Origin of the sequence: Pelagibius sp. (assembly GCF_028289705.1) — a bacterium.
GTDB lineage: Bacteria > Pseudomonadota > Alphaproteobacteria > Kiloniellales > Kiloniellaceae > Pelagibius.
On the sequence record NZ_JANQOI010000030.1, the window covers coordinates 14,152 to 31,703 of the forward strand.

A 17,552-nucleotide genomic window follows, 5' to 3' on the forward strand; every position below is an offset into this window, starting at 1 on the left:
GCCCGGAGCATCGATCCCGGGCCCTTTCCGCGCATTGATCCTGATCAAGGGTCCGGAATCCGGGGCCGCCGAAGGCCCGAGGAGAGGCTGGTATCCCCCTGGCTGGGCGGTTACCCTAGGGCCCCTGACAGGCTGAATGGATACCGATCCTATATGACCCCTTTTGCGATTGCCGGCGTGCAGATGCACGTCGCCGCGGTGCACGACAACGTCAAGGAGATGCGCCACCGGCTGGATGTTCTGATGGCGCGCTTTCCCTGGACCCAGATGGTCCTGTTCAGCGAACTGGCGCCCTTCGGGCCGCTGACCCGCTACGCCCAGCCCTTCCCCAACGAGGTGATCGATAGTTTCTGCGAGGACGCGCGGCGCCACGGGGTCTGGCTGATCCCCGGGTCGATGTTCGAGCGGGCCGAGGACGGCCAGATCTACAACACCGCCGTGGTGATCAACCCGGCCGGGGAGATCGTCGCCAAGTACCGCAAGATGTTCCCCTTCCGGCCCTACGAGGCCGATGTGAGCGCCGGCACCGAGTTCTGCGTCTTCGACGTGCCCCAGGTGGGCCGTTTCGGCCTTTCCATCTGCTATGATATCTGGTTCCCGGAGACCACGCGCCAGCTCACCAGCCAGGGCGTCGAGGTGCTGCTGCACCCCGTGCTGACCGGCACCAGCGACCGCGACGCGGAACTGGCCATCGCCCGGGCCACCGCCGCCCAGTTCCAGTGCTACGTCTTCGACGTCAACGGCCTGGGGGCCGGCGGCGTCGGACGCTCCTGCGTCATCGACCCTTCGGCCACGGTGCTGCACCAGTCCGCCGGGCAGGAGGATCTCTTCCCCTTCGAAATCGATCTCGACCAGGTGCGCCGCCAGCGCGAAACCGGCCTGCGCGGCCTGGGCCAGGTGCTGAAGTCGTTCCGCGACCGGCCGGTGGACTTTCCGGTCTATGACCGCGGCAGCGGGACCGATGCCTACCTTCAGACCCTCGGGCCTCTGGAGGTGCCGGCCCAGGGCTCTGCGGCGGGCCTGGATGCCGCCGATCCGCGCAGCGCGCTGAACGAAGCGGCTGGAGGGATCAAAGAGGTAAAGACCGCATGACCCCGGGCGGCTAGGGCCCGTTGGGGGGCAGACGAAGCGGTCGTTGAAGAGGGGGACGAAGATCCCCCCAAAAGGGCAGGGAGACCGCATAACGATGCATTCGATTAGCGACTATTACAGCGCCGTCCAGCTGCGCTCGGACCGATGGTCCGCGCTGCGCGAAACGGCGGACCGGCTGACCCAGTGCGACGGCAGCGGCGCCGATGCCGAACGCCTGACCAGACAGGCCGAGCAGCTCTTCGACGCGCTCAGCCCCATCGAGACCTATTGGGCCTTCCCCGGCGTCGCCGCCTTCGACCATCTGCGCCGGCAACTGGCGCACCGCAACTGGGACGATCTCGCCTTTTCCGTGCGCCGGGTGGTGCGCGCCCTCACCTCCGGCACCTACCGCCGACGCAGCGTGCCGCTTGCCCGCGACGAAAGCGATGCCGAGGAGGTGGAGGACGAGTCCACCCTCTCCGTGGAGGCCCGCGCCCTCACCAAGCCCTACTTCGAGGTGCTGCTGGTCGACCAGCTCACCGAACAGCAGGAGCGCTGGCTGAAAGGCAGCCTGCAGCGCATGCGCCGACCCGAGGACCCCTTTGTCTACGAGACGGTGCTGGTGCCGAGCCTGGAAGACGCGCTGATCGGCATCCTCTTCAACCACAACATCCAGGCCGTTGTGGCGCGCCCGGGGTTGACCCTGAAGTCACGCAACGCCCTGCCGATCCTGACCCGCTATCTAAACCGCGTCGGCGGCGCGGAGGCGGTCGAGTCCCTGGAGGACGCGGAGCTTGGGCCCGAGCTCTGCCGGTTAATCGCCAAGGTGCGCCCGGAACTGGACGCCTACCTGATCACCGACCGCTCGGTGGAGGACATCGCCGGGCGCGACCTCGGCCGCTGCCGCCGGGTGTTCTACAATCAGGAAGACTTCCTGGAGCTGCACCTCAACATCCTGCGCGGCGTCAACGCCCGCTACAAGACGCCCTTCTTCACCGCGCTGAAGGAGTATTCCAAGCAGCCCACCGGCGTGTTCCACGCCATGCCCATCAGCCGCGGCAAGTCCATCAGCCGCTCCCACTGGATCCAGGACATGGGCGCCTTCTACGGCCCCAACATCTTCCTGGCCGAGACCTCCGCCACCTCAGGCGGACTCGACAGCCTGCTGGAGCCCCACGGCCCCATCAAGGAGGCTCAGGAACTGGCCGCCCGCGCCTTCGGCGCCAAGCAGACCTTCTTCGCCACCAACGGCACCTCCACCTGCAACAAGATCGTCGTGCAGGCGCTGGTCAGCCCCGGCGACATCGTGCTGGTCGACCGCGACTGCCACAAGTCGCACCACTACGGCATGGTGCTGGCCGGCGCCCAGGTGGTCTACCTCGACAGCTACCCCCTGAACGACTACTCCATGTACGGAGCGGTGCCGCTGCGCGAGATCAAGAAGACCCTGCTGGAGCTGAAGGCGGCCGGCAAGCTTGACCGCGTGCGCATGCTGCTGCTCACCAACTGCACCTTCGATGGGCTGGTCTACAACGTCGAGCGGGTGATGCGCGAGTGCCTGGCGATCAAGCCGGACCTAATCTTCCTCTGGGACGAGGCCTGGTTTGCCTTTGCCCGCTTCGGGCCCACCTACCGCCAGCGCACTGCCATGAACGCCGCCAACAACCTGCGCGAGGACCTGCGCCGGCCCGAGCACGCCGCGGCCTATGCCGCCCAGCAGGAGGCGCTGAAAGGCGCCGGCGAGGACGCGATTCTGGAGGCCCGGCTGCTGCCGCCGCCGGATGCCCGGGTGCGGGTCTATGCCACACAGTCGACCCACAAAACCCTGACCTCCCTGCGCCAGGGCTCGATGATCCACGTCAACGATCAGGACTTCAAAGGCGAGGTGGAGCAGGCCTTCCACGAGGCCTATATGACCCACACCTCGACTTCGCCGAACTACCAGATCATCGCCTCGCTGGACGTCGGCCGCCGCCAGGTGGAGCTGGAGGGCTTCGAGTTCGTGCAGCGCCAGGTCGAGGCGGCCATGTCCCTGCGCCGCGCCATCGCCACCCATCCGCTGCTCAAGAAGTACTTCTCGGTGCTCACCGCCGGCGACATGATCCCGGCGGAGTTCCGCGAGAGCGGCATCACCTCCTACTACGACCCCGGCCAGGGCTGGAACGACATCTGGGAATGCTGGGCCGAAGACGAGTTCGTGCTGGACGCCACCCGGGTGACCCTCGCCGTCGGCGGCACCGGCTGGGACGGCGACACCTTCAAGACCAAGGTCCTGATGGACAAGTACGGCATCCAGATCAACAAGACCTCCCGCAACACCGTGCTCTTCATGACCAACATCGGCACCACCCGCTCCTCCGTCGCCTATCTGATCGAGGTGCTGGTGGAGATCGCCAACGAACTGGACGACCTGCTGGACGACGCCTCCAAGATGGAACGCCGCGCCTTCGACCGACGGGTCACCAGCCTGATGAAGGAGCTGCCGCCGCTGCCGGACTTCAGCCGCTTCCACGACGCCTTTCGGCCGAGCGGAGCGACGACGCCGGAGGGCGACATGCGCGCGGCCTTCTTCCTCGCCTACGACGAGGAGAACTGCGACTATCTCGAGCTCGACGGCTCCGTCAAACGGGCCATGGAGAGCGGCCGCGAGGTGGTCTCCGCCTCCTTCATCATTCCCTATCCGCCGGGCTTTCCGATCCTGGTGCCGGGACAGGTGATCTCCGAGGAGATCCTCGCCTTCATGCGCGCCCTCGACGTCAACGAGATCCACGGCTACCGCCCGGACCTGGGCCTGCGGGTGTTCACCGAGGACGCGCTCGCCAAGCATGCCGAAAGCCGCCTGCTGCAGGCGGCCCAATGAGCTACTTCGCAATGACCGACTAAACGTTCTCACCGGCACAAGAAGGCCGGCGACCAATCATCAATCACAGTACTCTTGGGGGGACAGGAGATGGCAAAGAAGAAACTCAAGAACATTTCGGAGATCCGGCGGTTCTTTCACCGCAACGAGGCCCCCATCTATTTCATCTCGGCAACCAACTTCAATCTCCTCGGCCTCGACGAGTGGGTGCGCAATTTCAAGTACGTCAACTATCTCGACTGCTACGACGGCAAGCACCCCAATGTCTTCTGCCCCACCGAGCTGCCCCATCCCGAGTTCCAGTCCATCGAGGACATCAACAACTACCTGCTGCAGCACAAAGAGGTGACCGACTGGGTGAAGGACCGCGGCAGCAAGCCCAAGTTCGTCTTCCTGATGTTCGATCAGGAGACCGAGAAGCTGGCCAAGGAACTGGGCGCCGAGGTCTGGTTCCCCAAGGCCAAGCTGCGCACCCGCGTGGACAACAAGATCGAGACCGTGCGCATCGGCAATAAGGCGGGCGTGCCCTCGGTGCCCAACATCCTTTCGGAGGTGAAGGACTACAAACACCTGACGAAGCTGGCCAAGGAGGGCGGCGTCGGCGACGACCTGGTGCTGCAGTCCGCCTTCGGCGATTCCGGCCACACCACCTTCTTCATCAAGTCGGAGGCCGACTTCCGCCGCCATGAGCACGAAATCGTCGGCTGCGGCGAAATCAAGATCATGAAGCGCATCAAATGCCGCGGCTCCGCCATCGAGGCCTGTTCCACCAAGCAGGGCACCATCGTCGGCCCGCTGATGACGGAACTGGTGGGCTTTCCCGAGCTGACGCCCTACCGCGGCGGCTGGTGCGGCAACGAGATCTTCGCCACCGCCTTTCCGCCGAAGGTGCGCCAGAAGGCCCGCAAGCTGACCTTCGACTTCGGCGAGCAGCTCCGCAAGGAGGGTTACCGCGGCTACTTCGAGCTGGACTTCCTCATCGAGCAGAAGAGCGGCGAGATCTACCTCGGCGAGCTCAACCCGCGCATCACCGGCGCCTCCTCCATGACCAACCATGCCGCCTTCGCCCATGCCGACGCGCCGCTCTTCCTGTTCCACCTGCTGGAGTTTTCCGGTCAGCCCTTCGAGCTGGACATCGAGGAGCTGAACGCCCGCTGGGCCGACCCGAACATGATCGATTCCTGGTCGCAGATGGTGATCAAGCACACCGAGGATTCGGTGGACATCCTGACCCACGCGCCGGAGACCGGGATCTACCGGATGCTGCCCGATGGCCGGGTGGTCTTCGACCGCTTCGACTATCACCGCCGTGCGGTGGAGAGCGAGCAGGAGGCCTTTTTCCTGCGCATCCTGAAGCCCGGCGACTACCGCTACGAGGGCGCCGATCTGGGCATTCTGGTCACCCGCGGGCGCTCCATGACCAACAGCTTCAAGCTGACCGAGCGCTCCAAGAAATGGATCGCCGGGATCAAGTCCGCCTTCGCGGCGCGGCCCCTGCCCTCGGCGGTGCCCGGCGACCACGCCTTCAAGATCCTCTGAGGCGCGGAGAGGCCGGCCCGGTGGACCTGACCTTTCGCGCCGTCGCCGAAGACAGCCCCGGCCCCAAGTGGGCCGGACTCTTCGCCGAATACTGGCCCCATTACCGGCGCTGGTGGCTGCGCGAGGGGCCGGAGGCGCGGCCCACCTATCGGGAGGGCCGGCGGGCACTGCAGAAGCACATGCCGGAGCTGGTGCCGCTCTACGAGGAGCTCTGCGAACTGGCCGGCGGCGGCGACATGGAGGCGCGCTTTCTCAGCTTCTACGGCCCGCCGCCCTATCTCTCCGGCTGCAGCCAGGCGATCTGGCCGGGCGCCGAGCCGATGCTGGTGCGCAATTACGATTACCACCCCCTGGCCTTCGACGGCCTGACGCTGGCCACCGCCTGGCAGGGCCGCCGGGTCATCGGCAGCAGCGACGGGCTCTGGGGGCTGGTCGACGGCATGAACGAGGCGGGGCTGGCTCTCTCCCTCACCTTCGGCGGGCGCCACGTGGTGGGTGACGGTTTCGGCGTGCCGCTGATCCTGCGCTACATCCTGCAGACCTGCGAGACGGCGGAGGAAGCCGGCGCGGTGTTGAAGCGGGTGCCCAGCCACATGAGCTACAACGTCACCGCCGTCGATGCCGAGCGCCACTTCGTCACCGCCTATATGGCGCCGGACCGCCCGACGGTGCTGCGCCACATCGGTGTCGCCACCAACCACCAGGAGCGGGTGGAGTGGGCGAGCCACGCGCGCTTCACCGCCACCGTGGAGCGGGAGCGCTTCCTGCTGCAGCGCCTCACCCTGCATGTCGACCCGCCGGAGAAGTTCGTCGGCGCCTTCCTGAAGCCGCCGCTCTATTCGGTCGCCTTCGGGGCCGGCTTCGGCACGCTCTATACCGCCGTCTACCACCCCCAGCGCTTCGCCATGGAGCTGCGCTGGCCCGGCAAGTCCTGGCAGCTCTCCGGCAGGGATCTCGTCGAAGGCAGCCAGTCCATCACCTACCCCGACCCCGACCCCGCAAGGATTTCGTAGAGCGATTGTCCGTCAAGCCGTTAAGCGCCGGTGATCCAATCGAAGGCGCGGCTGACGTCGTCTTTTGCGCCGCCTTGCAGGCAATGGCCGTGCGCGACGATGAGATGGTCGAAATCCCAAGCGAGAACCGTGTCGATGCTGCGCCGCATTGCCGCCTTGTCGCGCACGCTGAGCCTGATATCCAGCGGGACGCCGCCGTCCCTGCCCAGGATGCCCGCCATGCGTTTCACGCCGCGCCAGAACCACGACTCGCCGGCGGCGACATGCTTCTGCATGAAATCCGTGACGATGAGGGTCCTGGAGGGTTTGTGCAGAAACGCGACCTCATCCAGAACTGCATGACCATCGATCACGCAGTGATCGATTTCAGCGCTCCAAGGAGTTTCACCGTCGTTCGCGAGCACCGCATCGATGGCGATATCGGGATGACGCTTGTCGAACCCCGGCGAGGCCCAGACTTTGGCCGAAGGGTACAAGGCCTTCCACGGCTCGATGCCGAGGCTATGGATCTTGTTGGGCGCAACGAGATGCTCGACCGGGCCCAGCCGGTCCACGGCGCGCCGACGGTCCGGCGTCGACTGGACGGGAGAGTGAAGCCACAGCCCTCCCGATTCCAGTTGGACGACCGTCATCCTGGTCGTGAACGGCAGCACCCCGTACATGCGGAGAGCGTCGCCACTCACAGTCCATATGTTCGGCCCAAAGGATTGCATGTCGCTCTCTATATAGAGTGTTCACTCGTCCAAAAGCAGAGGGCGAGAAACGGACATCCACCTGGGAAATCCGGAGGAAGAGCAGGCTGGCGCCGTTAAGCCTGAATAGGCTCTACGGCGCGCCGGCAAGGCAGCGCAGGGCGCTGATGGCGGGCATGAAGAAGTAGCCGCCGCCCTTCACCGTCACGAAGCTGGGCAGGCCCGCCAGCAGCCGGCGATAGGGCCGCCGGGGAATCGTATAGCGATCGACGGAGTCCAGGCCGTTGCCGGCGGGCCGCGGGGTGCCGATGATCGGATCGACCTCCCGCTGCAGGCCGTGGAAGAACTGGTTGTTGCACCAGGAGGCCTGGATGAACTCGAACTGCCGGGCGATCGAGGCGTTGAAGCAGAGGAACTGCAACCCCACCTCCCCGCGGGCTTCGTCCTTGTAGTTGCGCCCGCGGCGCAGGATGCGGTGGCGCAGGGTCACGTCAAGCGACTTCTGAGCGGTCTCCGTGCCCGTGGCGCGGGGATTGCTGCGCCGGATGTGGGAACCGACGGGGCAGTAGAGCCCCTTCTCATCGTTGATGAAGTCGAAGAGGTTGTTCTCGTCGGAGCGGGACTTGGGAAGTGGTTCCATGGAGGTGCCGTTCATGCGCCGGCCGACCATCTTTTCGGCCAGCGCCTGCGCCGAGTCTTCGCCTTCACCCTGCTCCGTGGCGGCGGCACTGAGATAGTCCCAGAAGCCTTTGGTGTCCTGGGCCAATTGGCGGAACACCAGGTAGCTGCCGTTGCGGCCCAGGTCGCGGCGCTCCGGCCACTCCCAGTGGGGCACCAGATGGCCGGCGGGGTCGGCGGCCGCAGAGGTCGCCGGGGATCGCGGCAGCCGGCCGCTGCCGTCGGGATAGCCGAGGATCATCTCCCCCGCCGGCACGCCGTGCAGTCTCGCCTCCTCGGGACGGTCCCGGTGTCGCTTGGTGCCTTCGATCACCGGCTGGGAGATACCGTCGGCAAAGCCGAAGGCCTCCTTGCCGTCCTTGGCCCGCTGGCCATAGAGCGTTTCCACGCGCGACGCGCCGTTGGCGCTGCAGAGATGCTCGGCCAGCAGGTGCTCGGCCTCGGCCCGCGTCGGCGCGAAGGCTATCAGCAGGCCGTCGAAGTCCACCGTCCGGCCCCAGCGCCAGTGCTGCGGATCGTTGGCCTCGACGTCGCCCAGCAGGCGGCTGCGGTGGTCCCGGACCATGCCCTCGACGAAAGCCGGTTCGAAACTCTCGGGCATCCAGTGGCTTCCGAGCAGCGTCTCGAGGCCCGACGCGGTGAAGGCGATGTTCAGGCGATGGGCCTGCGCGTCCTCGGGCTGGCGCTGGCTTGCCGGGGCGATCTCCTCGCGCTCGACACGCCGGCGCAACCAGGTCTGGAACGCCCGGCGGTCGTCGATGCGGAAGAGGCCATAGGCGGCGTGGTCCAGCGTCTTATAGCCGCGGAACAAGAGGCCCTGGATGTCGGGAGATTCAGTCAGCGCTTCGCCGGTCATGGCCTCAGACCTCACCCAGCCAGGCGGTGTCGCCGCGCCCGGCCTTGGCGTCGACCAGGGCTTCGCGCAGCCGCCTGTTGCGGTTGATGTTCTTGGCGCTGAGGCCGGGATAGGCCTTGTACCAGACCAGGCTGGGCACCATGGAACGGCGCGCCCAGTCGATGAACTCCGGGCCTTTGGCGGCGCCGCCATAGACCATGAACCAGGACTTGGGAAAACCGATGCCGTGGGCCCAAGCCAGGGTCAGCCCCTTGCTGGCCTTCAGGGTGAAATCGTCGAGGTAGCTGTCCCAACTGCCGCCGTAGTTGCTGACGAAGAGCAGCCGGCGGCCCTGGTTCAGCATCGACCAATGGGCGAAGTGGATGGTCTCGATGGGGCCCAGCTTGCCGTCGGTATGCTTCAGGGTCACCCGGCCGCGCAGCAGACCGAAGGCGCAGAGCTTGGCCGCATGACGGGCGGCGTCCCAGTGCAGATGCACGACGCTGGTCATGTGGTTGGTCGGCAGGTGGTCTTCGTATTGCTTCTGCCAATCGACCATGGAGGGGTCCGGCCGTTCGTTGTCCTGACGGGCGATGCGTTCCGGGATCAGATTGATGAGCGCCAAGAAAATGAAGCCGAGGCCGTTGAGCGCGATGGAGAGGTAGGCCCTGGCCCGCTCGATAAGGCCGGGGCCTTCGCCCCGGTCCGGCAGGCTCGACCAGACATCGCGGGTTTCGGGATCGGCATCCAGCGCGTTGAAGACCGCGGCCTGCGCCTCTTCATCGCTCAGCTTCGGCGCGCCGGAGCCAAGCGCCGCGTCGGCCACGCGATAGACCGCCGCGTCCTGGAAGATGCGCTGGCGCGTCAGGCCGACCGCCGAGACGAAGCCCGCCGCCGGCCGATGCACCTGGGCCAACCATTGCCCTCTCAGTTCCTTTAAGTCGTTGCCGAAAAAACCTTGGCAATGGCCGAAGAGGCGCAGCAGGAAACGCCCGCCGTCCTTTTCCTGGGCGATCTCCAGCAGCCGGTCGAGATAGGCCTCGATCTCGCCGTCGATGTTGTTCTCGAAGACGAGAAACCATCCATCCTCGGGATCGTCGTAGAGAAAGAGGCTCGCGAAGTGCAGCATCTCCGCCTCGCCAAAGCCGAAGACGTCGGCGGCGGGCAGCGTGCCGCGGTAATCGAGCGCGGCCAGCATCGCCTGGACCTCGCCCTGCCAACCCGATCGAATCGGCGAGACAATGGTAAAGATCGTCTGTTTCATGACCCCCGGCCACAGCACGGCTCGCCGGCCTTCGGGCTTGCACCGGGCCCCTCAAGGCAGCGTTTGGTTGAACAACTGTAGACGCAGAGGTGCCGCGGCACCAATCGCATTCTGCTGCGCTATCCCAATGATTGCGCCCGCGACGCCCGCTGCGCATGCCTTGCCCGGGGCGGGGACAGCCCTCCGTCTACTTCAATGCCCCGGATTTGGCCCAGGTAATCGCATCGTCTTTCGGTGCAAAATCCGAAGTGTCGGATCAACTGCGAAATAGTGCGGGTCAATTCCTCTTATGCGCCGGCCTTGCCTCTGAATTGCGCGGGTGCGCCGTAGTGGAGAGGACTCCAATCATGATATGACTTGCATTGTGGCCGCCAGGATAAAGTCATGCCTGTTTCCTCGGACGACACATTTCTACATGAAGACAACGCGGCGCTGATCTTCGAACCGCTGAAGTTCCGGCGGCTGGAAGTCAAGAACCGGCTGTTCCGCTCCAACCTCTCCGGCATGTTCGACGACTACAACGGCCATGGCGGCAACGCGCGCCTCAATTGGGAGGAGAAGTTCGCGCGGGGCGGCGTCGGCTGTATCATCTCCTCCTACACGCCGGTGGCGGTGCGCGGACGTATCCTCACGCGCTATGCCATGATCGACGACGACGACAAGATTCCCTTCTGGCGGGCGGTCGGCGAGCGCGTCCACAAGTACGATTGCAAGTTCATCATGCAGCTCAGCCACTCCGGCCGGCAGCAGGATCTGGGCGGCGTCGAGAACCTGCACAAGAAGGGGCTGAGTTCCACCGACAAGAAGGACTACTTCCACGGTCTGCTCGCCCAGGCGATGACCGTCGGCGAGATCCAGGAGGTGGTGGAACAGTTCGCCCAGGGCGCCCGGCGGGCGCGGGAGGCCGGCCTCGACGGCGTCGAGCTGCACGGCGCCAACGGCTATCTGATCACCCAGTTCTTGAGTTCCGGCATCAACGACCGCAAGGACGACTACGGCGGCTCCTGGGAGAACCGCAGCCGCTTCGTGCTGGAGATCGTGCGCGCGATCCGCCGCGAGGTGGGCCCGGACTTTCACCTGCAGATGAAGATCAACGCCGTCGACCACAACGACTGGCTCTATCCCTGGCAGAAAAAAGGCAACACCCTGGAGGAGACCAAGAAGATCTGCCGCCTGCTGCTGGACGGCGGCAAGGGGGTCGACGCCTTTCACATCTCCAGCGGCTCCACCTTTCCCCATCCACGCAACCCGCCGGGCGATCTGCCGCTCCTGGACCTGGTGCGTTGGTACGACGGCATGCTCTCGCAGGGCACGTGGGCGCGCTTCAACTACTGGATCTTCAATCACGGACTAACGGCCCGCCTGTTTCTCGCCCTCTGGCGCTGGCGCCGCGGCAAGATCATCGAGGGTATCAACGCCGCCTATTCGAAGGCACTGCGCGAGGACATCCGCAAGGTGGACGAAAGCATCAAGGTGCTCTGCACCGGCGGCTTCCAGCATGCCAGCAAGATCGCCGGAGCAATCCGTGACGGATCCTGCGACGGCGTCACCATCGGCCGGCCGCTGATCGCCAACAACGACCTGCCGCAGATCCTGCGCGAGGCCGAAGGGCCCACCGCCGGCAAGGCCTGCACCTACTGCAACAAGTGCCTGATCCACGACCTGGAGAACCCGCTCGGCTGCTACGAGCTGTCACGCTACGAGGGGGGCAGCTTCGACGAGAAGTGGAACAACATGATCGAGGAGGTGATGTCGGTCTTCGATCCCCCCACCTTCCCGGGCGCCCCGACCTCCAACGTCGCTGCCGCAAACGCCGCCACCCAAGATCCCCCCGCCGCGCAGTAAGCCGCGCCGACCTGCCGGAGTGCGAGAACCATAATGGATCTGGACCCACTGACTCCCGTCGAACGTGCCCTCAAGCGCAAGCGGTGGATCCGCTTCTGGGTGGTGCTCGCCCTCGTCCTGGCGGCGCTCTATTACCTGATCTTCGTCAACACCTACGTCGTCGCCTATGAAGACGAACGCGAGCACTTCCTCTACGGCTCCATCGGTAGCGAGGTCGCCAACGGCCTGCCCTACTGGGTCTTCAAGGCGCTACCGGAGATCTACAAGGAGGAACTGGGCCCGCAGGGCTATCGCCGCTTCGGTCTTCTCTACGAGTCGCCGGATGCGGACCTGCCCATGGGCATTTCCCGGCGCTACGTCTCCGGGATCGAGCGCGTCTGGCTGAACTGTTCGGTCTGCCATGTCGGCACCTGGCGCGAGACCGCGGGCGGGCCGCGCCAGTTCATCTACGGCGCGCCCTCCAACAACCTGCGGCTCTACGACTTCATCCAGTTCCTGCGCCGGGTCGCCATCGACAACCGGTTCAACGCCGAGACTGTGATCGCCGCCATCAACAGCGAGGCGGTGGGCGGCGACCTCGGATTTGTCGAGCAGGCGCTCTACCGTTTGGTGGTGGTCGACCGCGTGCGCGAGGGCCTGCTGGCGGTGCGGGACCAACTCGACTTCCTCGACCGCCAGCACGACTGGGGGCCGGGGCGCGTCGATACATTCAATCCCTACAAGGCGATTCAGTTCAACTTTCCCATGGGGCCGGCGGCAATCGACGATGCCGCCCTCAACGGCGCCTCCGACTATCCCGCCATCTGGCAGCAGCGGCCGCGCGAGGGCATGCAGCTGCATTGGGACGGCAACAACACCTCGGTCGACGAGCGCAACCTGAGCGCCGCCCTGGGGGCCGGGGTGACGCCGGTCACCGTCGACAGGGACCGCATTCTGCGGGTCCGGGACTGGCTCTGGGATCTGCCGGCGCCGCCCTTTCCCGCCGCCGAGTCGGTCGACCCGGACAAGGCCGCCCGGGGGCGCGACCTCTATGCCCGCTACTGTGCCGCCTGCCACGGCATGGGCGCCGAGGGCGGCTACGGCTACGACTACGACAGCAACCGCTACCCGCGCCTCGGCCGCGTGGTGCCGCTGGAGCGGATCGATACCGACCGCGGACGCTGGGCCTCCTATACCGAAGGCTTCGCCGCCGCTCAGAACCTGCTCTATGCCGGCTATCCCTGGCGCTTCAGCCAGTTCCGCAAGACCGACGGCTATGCCAACCATCCCCTGGACGGCATTTGGGCGCGCTCGCCCTATCTGCACAACGGGTCGGTGCCGACGCTGCGCGACCTGCTGGAGCCGTCCGAGCGGCGCCCGGCCGTCTGGCTGCGCGGCAGCGACGTCTTCGACTTCGAGAAGGTGGGCTATCGGGCCGACGGCGACGGCGCCTCCGAAGACGCCCTGTTTCTTTACGACACCTCGGTCACCGGGAATTCGAACCGCGGCCACGAGGGCCCCGCCTATGGCACGACCCTGAGCGCCGCCGAGAAGGACGCCCTGGTCGAGTACATGAAGACGCTATGACCAAGCGCGATGCCCAGAGCCTGTCCCTCTGGATCGCCAGACACAGCCTCGTTGTCTGGATCGGGATCCTGCTGAACCTGATTTTCGTCTTCTCGCTGCTGTTCGACCCCGGCTGGCTGCTGGGGTTCTTCAACGTTCCCTACAACGAGTCACTCTGGCCGCGCTTTGCCGGCCTGCTGCTGCTGATCGTCACGATCTTCTACATTCCGGCAACCATTGACCTGGACCGCTACCGGGTGATTGCCTGGATGGCGATCCTTCCCTCCCGGTCCTTCGGCGCGACGTTCTTCTTCCTCGCCGTCTTCGTCTTCGATCAGCCGCCGGGCTTCATCGCCGCCATCCTGCTGGACGGCGGGATCGGGCTGGCGAGCCTCTACTGCCTGATCCGCGTGACGGCGCTGGAGCGGGCGCGTGGCCTCGCCGGAGAACACGCATGAGCCTGCGCTGGCCCAAGATCCTGGCCTGGTTCCTGGCCGGCGTGGTGACGCTCACGCTGGTCGCCTGGTTCGTCCTGCTGCGCCCGGTGGACCAGCCCCACACCAACGATCCGATCCAGGCCTTCAACCACGGCTCCATCGGCAACGAGGAACGCGAGGGTCTGCCCTACTGGATCTGGCGCGTGCTGCCGCAGATGTTCCCCGAGTATCTGCCGGGCAAGGCGGACGGCTATGCCGCCTTGGGGCTCTACTGGGAGGCCGGGGCGGAACTGCCAGTGGGCCTCTCCAAGAAGACCCTGGGGGTCATTCCCCGGGTCGCGCCCAACTGCGCCTTCTGCCATCAGGGCAGCTATCGCCTCACCGCCGATGACCCGGCGGTGCTGGTGCCGGGCGGCGCGGGCACCCGGGTCAACCCTCAGGCCTATCTGCGTTTTCTCACCGACGCCGGCCAGGACGCCCGCTTCACCAGCGATGCCATGATGGCCGAGATCACGGCGATCTACGACATGCCGCTCTGGGAGCGGCTGCTCTACCGCTATCTGCTGATCCCCTTCACCCGCTCGGCGCTGCAGGAGCGCAGCAAGGACTTCGCCTGGACCTACGACCGGCCGGACTGGGGGCCGGGTCGCATCGATCCCTTCAACCCGGTGAAGTACGACAACCTGAAGATGGGCGACGACGGCACCATCGGAAACTCCGACATGATGCCGCTCTGGAACCTGGACCAGGCGCTGGGCGACGGCACGCGGGTACCGGTCTTCCATTGGGACGGCCTCACCACCAGCCTGCGCGAGGCGGTGGTGAGCGGCGCCGTCGGCGACGGCCTGACCTACAAGGCCTTTCCGGCGACCGAGGCGCATCTGATCCGTGTCGAGACCTGGGCGCGTCTGCAGCAGCCCCCGCCCTCGCCCTTCTCGCCGCGCCGCCGGCCCGGCGATCCCTACTATCTGGACCCCGACGACCTCACCGCCGGCAAGGCGCTCTACGCAGCGTATTGTGCCGAGTGCCACGACCCGGCGGGCCCGCGCTTCCGGACCGTGATCCCGGCCCTCGAACTGGGCACCGACCGCCACCGGCTGGAAATGTGGAACGCCGAGGCGGTGGAGCGCTATCACGCCTACGAGGAGGGCTATCACTGGGGCTTCGAGGCCTTTCAGGACAAGGACGGCTACGTCGCCACGGAACTGACCGGGCTGTGGCTGAAGGGACCTTATCTGCACAACGGTTCGGTGCCGACCCTGCGCGACCTTCTGGAGGTCCCCGAGCGGCGGCCGCGCGTCTTCTACCGCGGCTGGGACCAGGTCGACCCCGAGAACGGCGGCTTCGTCAGTCAGCCCGGCAGTGCGGCCGAGCGCCAGGGCTGGCGCTACGACACCGCGGTCGACGGCAACGGCAACGGCGGCCACCTCTTCGGCACCGAGCTTTCGGCCGAAGAGAAGGAACAACTCCTCGCCTATCTGAAGACGCTGTGAGGAACCGCGGGGTGAGGAGCAGCAGGATGAAGAGCCGCGCCCCACGACGAAGAGGTGCTCCATGAGGTTGCGACGTGTCCTGAAATGGGTGGCGAGCCTGATCCTGGTTCTGGTGGTGGCGGTCGGGGTCGTGGGCTTCCTGGTGCTGCGCGCCTTCGTCGAGCCCGACGAAGAGCTTTTCGGCACCCTCCCGGATGAAGCGAAAGCAGCCGGGCTGACCCGCGCCGACTTCACCGCCGCGCCGGAGCCTTACTTCGCTGAGATGGACAAGGGCGTGCTGCGGCGCCCGGAGGACGGCGTCTATGCCAAGGAGATCGTCGCGCTTGCAGAGGCGACCGGCCTGGAGCCCGAGACCATCCGCCAGCACGCCGTCAAAGGGCAGAACACCTGGATCGTCTGGACCGGCGGCAACGACCGCTTCTGGGACATGGCGGCCTCCATCACCGCCGGCGCCTTCGACCTGCTGAAGGTCATTTCCTCGCACCCCTCCCAGTATTACGGCCGGCACAACCGCAACCACTATCTCGGCCTGGTCAGCGAGCCCTGCTTCGAAAAACCGGACGCCCCGGATGCCGAGCGCTTCGGCCTCTGGCTCGACCTGCGCACCGCCAACTGCGGGCCCGACCCCTTCGCCGACGCCGAGACCTATCCCGGCGTCGAAATCGGCGCCCGCGGCAGGACGGTGCCGGTCGGCTCCTACTACGGCGAGCCCTCCGGCGTCATCGGCCTCAGGCTGTTCCCCAACCCCGACTTCGACGAGGAAGCGGCGGCCAATTGGGATGCGGAGCGCTATTACACCGATCCGGACTATTACAATCGCAAGGACCTGGTGCGCCCCTACAGGGTCGGTATGTCCTGCGCCTTCTGCCACGTCGGGCCGAGCCCGGAGAAGCCGCCCAGCGACCCCGAGAACCCGGACTGGGAGAACCTGAACTCCAACCCGGGCGCCCAGTACTTCTGGGTGAACCGCATCTTTTTCTGGAACACGGGGCCCCGCCCGGAGCCGGGCAAGGCCGCGCCCCACGAGCGCAACTTCATCTACCAGCTCTTCCACACCAACCCGCCGGGCAGCCTCGACACCTCCCTGGTCTCCACCGACTACATGAACAATCCGCGCACCATGAACGCGGTCTATGGCGTCGGCGCGCGGCTGCTGCCGACCCAACGCTGGGGGCGCGAACAACTGAGCGGCGGCGGCCTCGACAACAAGCAGTTCCAGGACTACGCGCAGACCAAGGCCTTCTCCGCCTTCTGGAACGAGCAGACCGGCGAGATCGACACCGTCCGGGTGCTCAAGGACGGCGCGGATTCCGTCGGCGTGCTCGGCGCCCTGAACCGGGTCTACATCAACATCGGCTTGTTCAGCGAGGAGTGGCTGCTGCACTTCCGGCCCATCATCGGCGGCCGGAAGATCTCCCCCATCCGGATCAGGGACGCCGTGGCGCAGTCGGCCTATTGGGGCGCCACCGAGGACCAGACCGCCGACATGGCGATCTTCTTCCTGGTGACCGCGACGAAGGACAGCCTGGCGGACGCACCCGGCGGCGACCAATACCTCAACGACCCGGCCGAAACCGTCGACCGCGGCAAGATCGTCTTTGCCGAGAACTGCGCGGCCTGCCACTCCAGCAAGATCCCTCCGGCTCCTGTTGGCTCAGGCGTTGACGAAGGCATCTGCGAACACGGCGGAAACGGCCCCAACTACCGCGAATGCTGGGACCGTTATTGGGCCTGGGCGCAGACCGACGCCTTCAAAGCCGACATGACCCAAATGGTGCTGGCCGACGGTTTCCTCGACGACAACTTCCTCTCGACGGAACGCCGGGTGCCGGTGGACCTGCTGCAGACCAACGCCTGCAGCCCGCTGGCGACCAACGCCCTGCGCGACGACATCTGGGACGAGTTCTCCTCGGAGTCCTACAAGCAGCTTCCGCCGGTCGGGGAGTTGACCGTGCACCATCCGGTCTCCGGCGGCGCCATGTCGCTGCGCCCGCCGGGCAATGGCCGTGGCTACAGCCGCCCCGCCTCCCTGATCAGCCTCTGGTCCAGCGCGCCCTACCTGCTGAACAACTCCGTCGGCTTCGTCGACTACCCCTATACCTATGAGGGCTACGTCGGCACCGAAGATGACTACGGAGCCTCCTACGACAGCGGCGGTGGGCGCCTCTACGCACAGCAATCACCCGCCGGCTACGGCAGCGAGAGGGAAACTGATGCCGGCTACGACGGCAGCTATGCCAACCGCTGCCCCGCGCCCTCCGACACGGATCCTTACCTGCC

Annotated in this window: 12 protein-coding genes; 9 read left to right on the forward strand and 3 right to left on the reverse strand. The window is 66.1% G+C overall.

The genetic code is table 11. The features are described 5' to 3' along the window. Positions 1–153: 153 nt before the first annotated feature. From Q0996_RS03570 to Q0996_RS03585, 4 genes are all read left to right on the forward strand, one after another. Positions 154–1,092 carry a carbon-nitrogen hydrolase family protein gene (locus Q0996_RS03570; protein WP_299616069.1) on the forward strand — a complete coding sequence of 313 codons (939 nt, stop codon included), beginning with the start codon at positions 154–156 and terminating at the stop codon, positions 1,090–1,092. A 94-nt stretch (positions 1,093–1,186) separates the two neighbouring features. Then, on the forward strand, positions 1,187–3,931 hold the full coding sequence (locus tag Q0996_RS03575) for an aminotransferase class I/II-fold pyridoxal phosphate-dependent enzyme (RefSeq protein ID WP_299616071.1): 2,745 nt from the start codon (positions 1,187–1,189) through the stop codon (positions 3,929–3,931). 90 nt (positions 3,932–4,021) lie between these two features. After that, positions 4,022–5,470, forward strand: a complete 1,449-nt coding sequence (locus tag Q0996_RS03580) for a biotin carboxylase (RefSeq protein WP_299616073.1) — start codon at positions 4,022–4,024, stop codon at positions 5,468–5,470. A gap of 20 nt (positions 5,471–5,490) precedes the next feature. Continuing rightward, positions 5,491–6,483: a C45 family peptidase gene (locus tag Q0996_RS03585; protein ID WP_299616075.1), complete on the forward strand. Its 993-nt coding sequence runs from the start codon at positions 5,491–5,493 to the stop codon at positions 6,481–6,483. Between the two features lie 20 nt (positions 6,484–6,503). Here Q0996_RS03585 and Q0996_RS03590 read toward each other — a convergent pair whose 3' ends face one another. The 3 genes from Q0996_RS03590 to Q0996_RS03600 all read right to left on the reverse strand — a co-directional run bounded on the left by Q0996_RS03590 (position 6,504) and on the right by Q0996_RS03600 (position 9,952). Then, complete coding sequence (locus Q0996_RS03590; RefSeq protein WP_299616077.1) at positions 6,504–7,145, reverse strand: DUF4336 domain-containing protein; 642 nt, start codon at positions 7,143–7,145, stop codon at positions 6,504–6,506. Between the two features lie 163 nt (positions 7,146–7,308). After that, positions 7,309–8,709, reverse strand: a complete 1,401-nt coding sequence (locus Q0996_RS03595) for a Dyp-type peroxidase domain-containing protein (protein WP_299616079.1) — start codon at positions 8,707–8,709, stop codon at positions 7,309–7,311. Between the two features lie 4 nt (positions 8,710–8,713). Continuing rightward, positions 8,714–9,952, reverse strand: a complete 1,239-nt coding sequence (locus Q0996_RS03600; protein WP_299616081.1) for a hypothetical protein — start codon at positions 9,950–9,952, stop codon at positions 8,714–8,716. Between the two features lie 384 nt (positions 9,953–10,336). Here Q0996_RS03600 and Q0996_RS03605 point away from each other — a divergent pair, with 384 nt between their 5' ends. The 5 genes from Q0996_RS03605 to Q0996_RS03625 all read left to right on the forward strand — a co-directional run. Beyond that, entirely contained in the window at positions 10,337–11,797 is a 1,461-nt protein-coding gene (locus tag Q0996_RS03605; protein ID WP_299616083.1) for an NADH:flavin oxidoreductase, read from the forward strand. A 33-nt stretch (positions 11,798–11,830) separates the two neighbouring features. After that, positions 11,831–13,363 carry a c-type cytochrome gene (locus Q0996_RS03610; RefSeq protein WP_299616085.1) on the forward strand — a complete coding sequence of 511 codons (1,533 nt, stop codon included), beginning with the start codon at positions 11,831–11,833 and terminating at the stop codon, positions 13,361–13,363. Further along, a complete protein-coding gene (locus Q0996_RS03615) occupies positions 13,360–13,800 on the forward strand; it encodes a hypothetical protein (protein WP_299616087.1) in 441 nt (146 codons plus the stop codon). The genes Q0996_RS03610 and Q0996_RS03615 overlap by 4 nt, the downstream gene beginning before the upstream one ends. Then, a complete protein-coding gene (locus Q0996_RS03620; protein ID WP_299616089.1) occupies positions 13,797–15,272 on the forward strand; it encodes a cytochrome c in 1,476 nt (491 codons plus the stop codon). Before Q0996_RS03615 ends, Q0996_RS03620 begins: the two co-directional genes overlap by 4 nt. Before the next feature lie 61 nt (positions 15,273–15,333). Then, positions 15,334–17,552: hypothetical protein (locus Q0996_RS03625; RefSeq protein WP_299616091.1), on the forward strand; the 2,219-nt coding region annotated here is incomplete at its 3' end.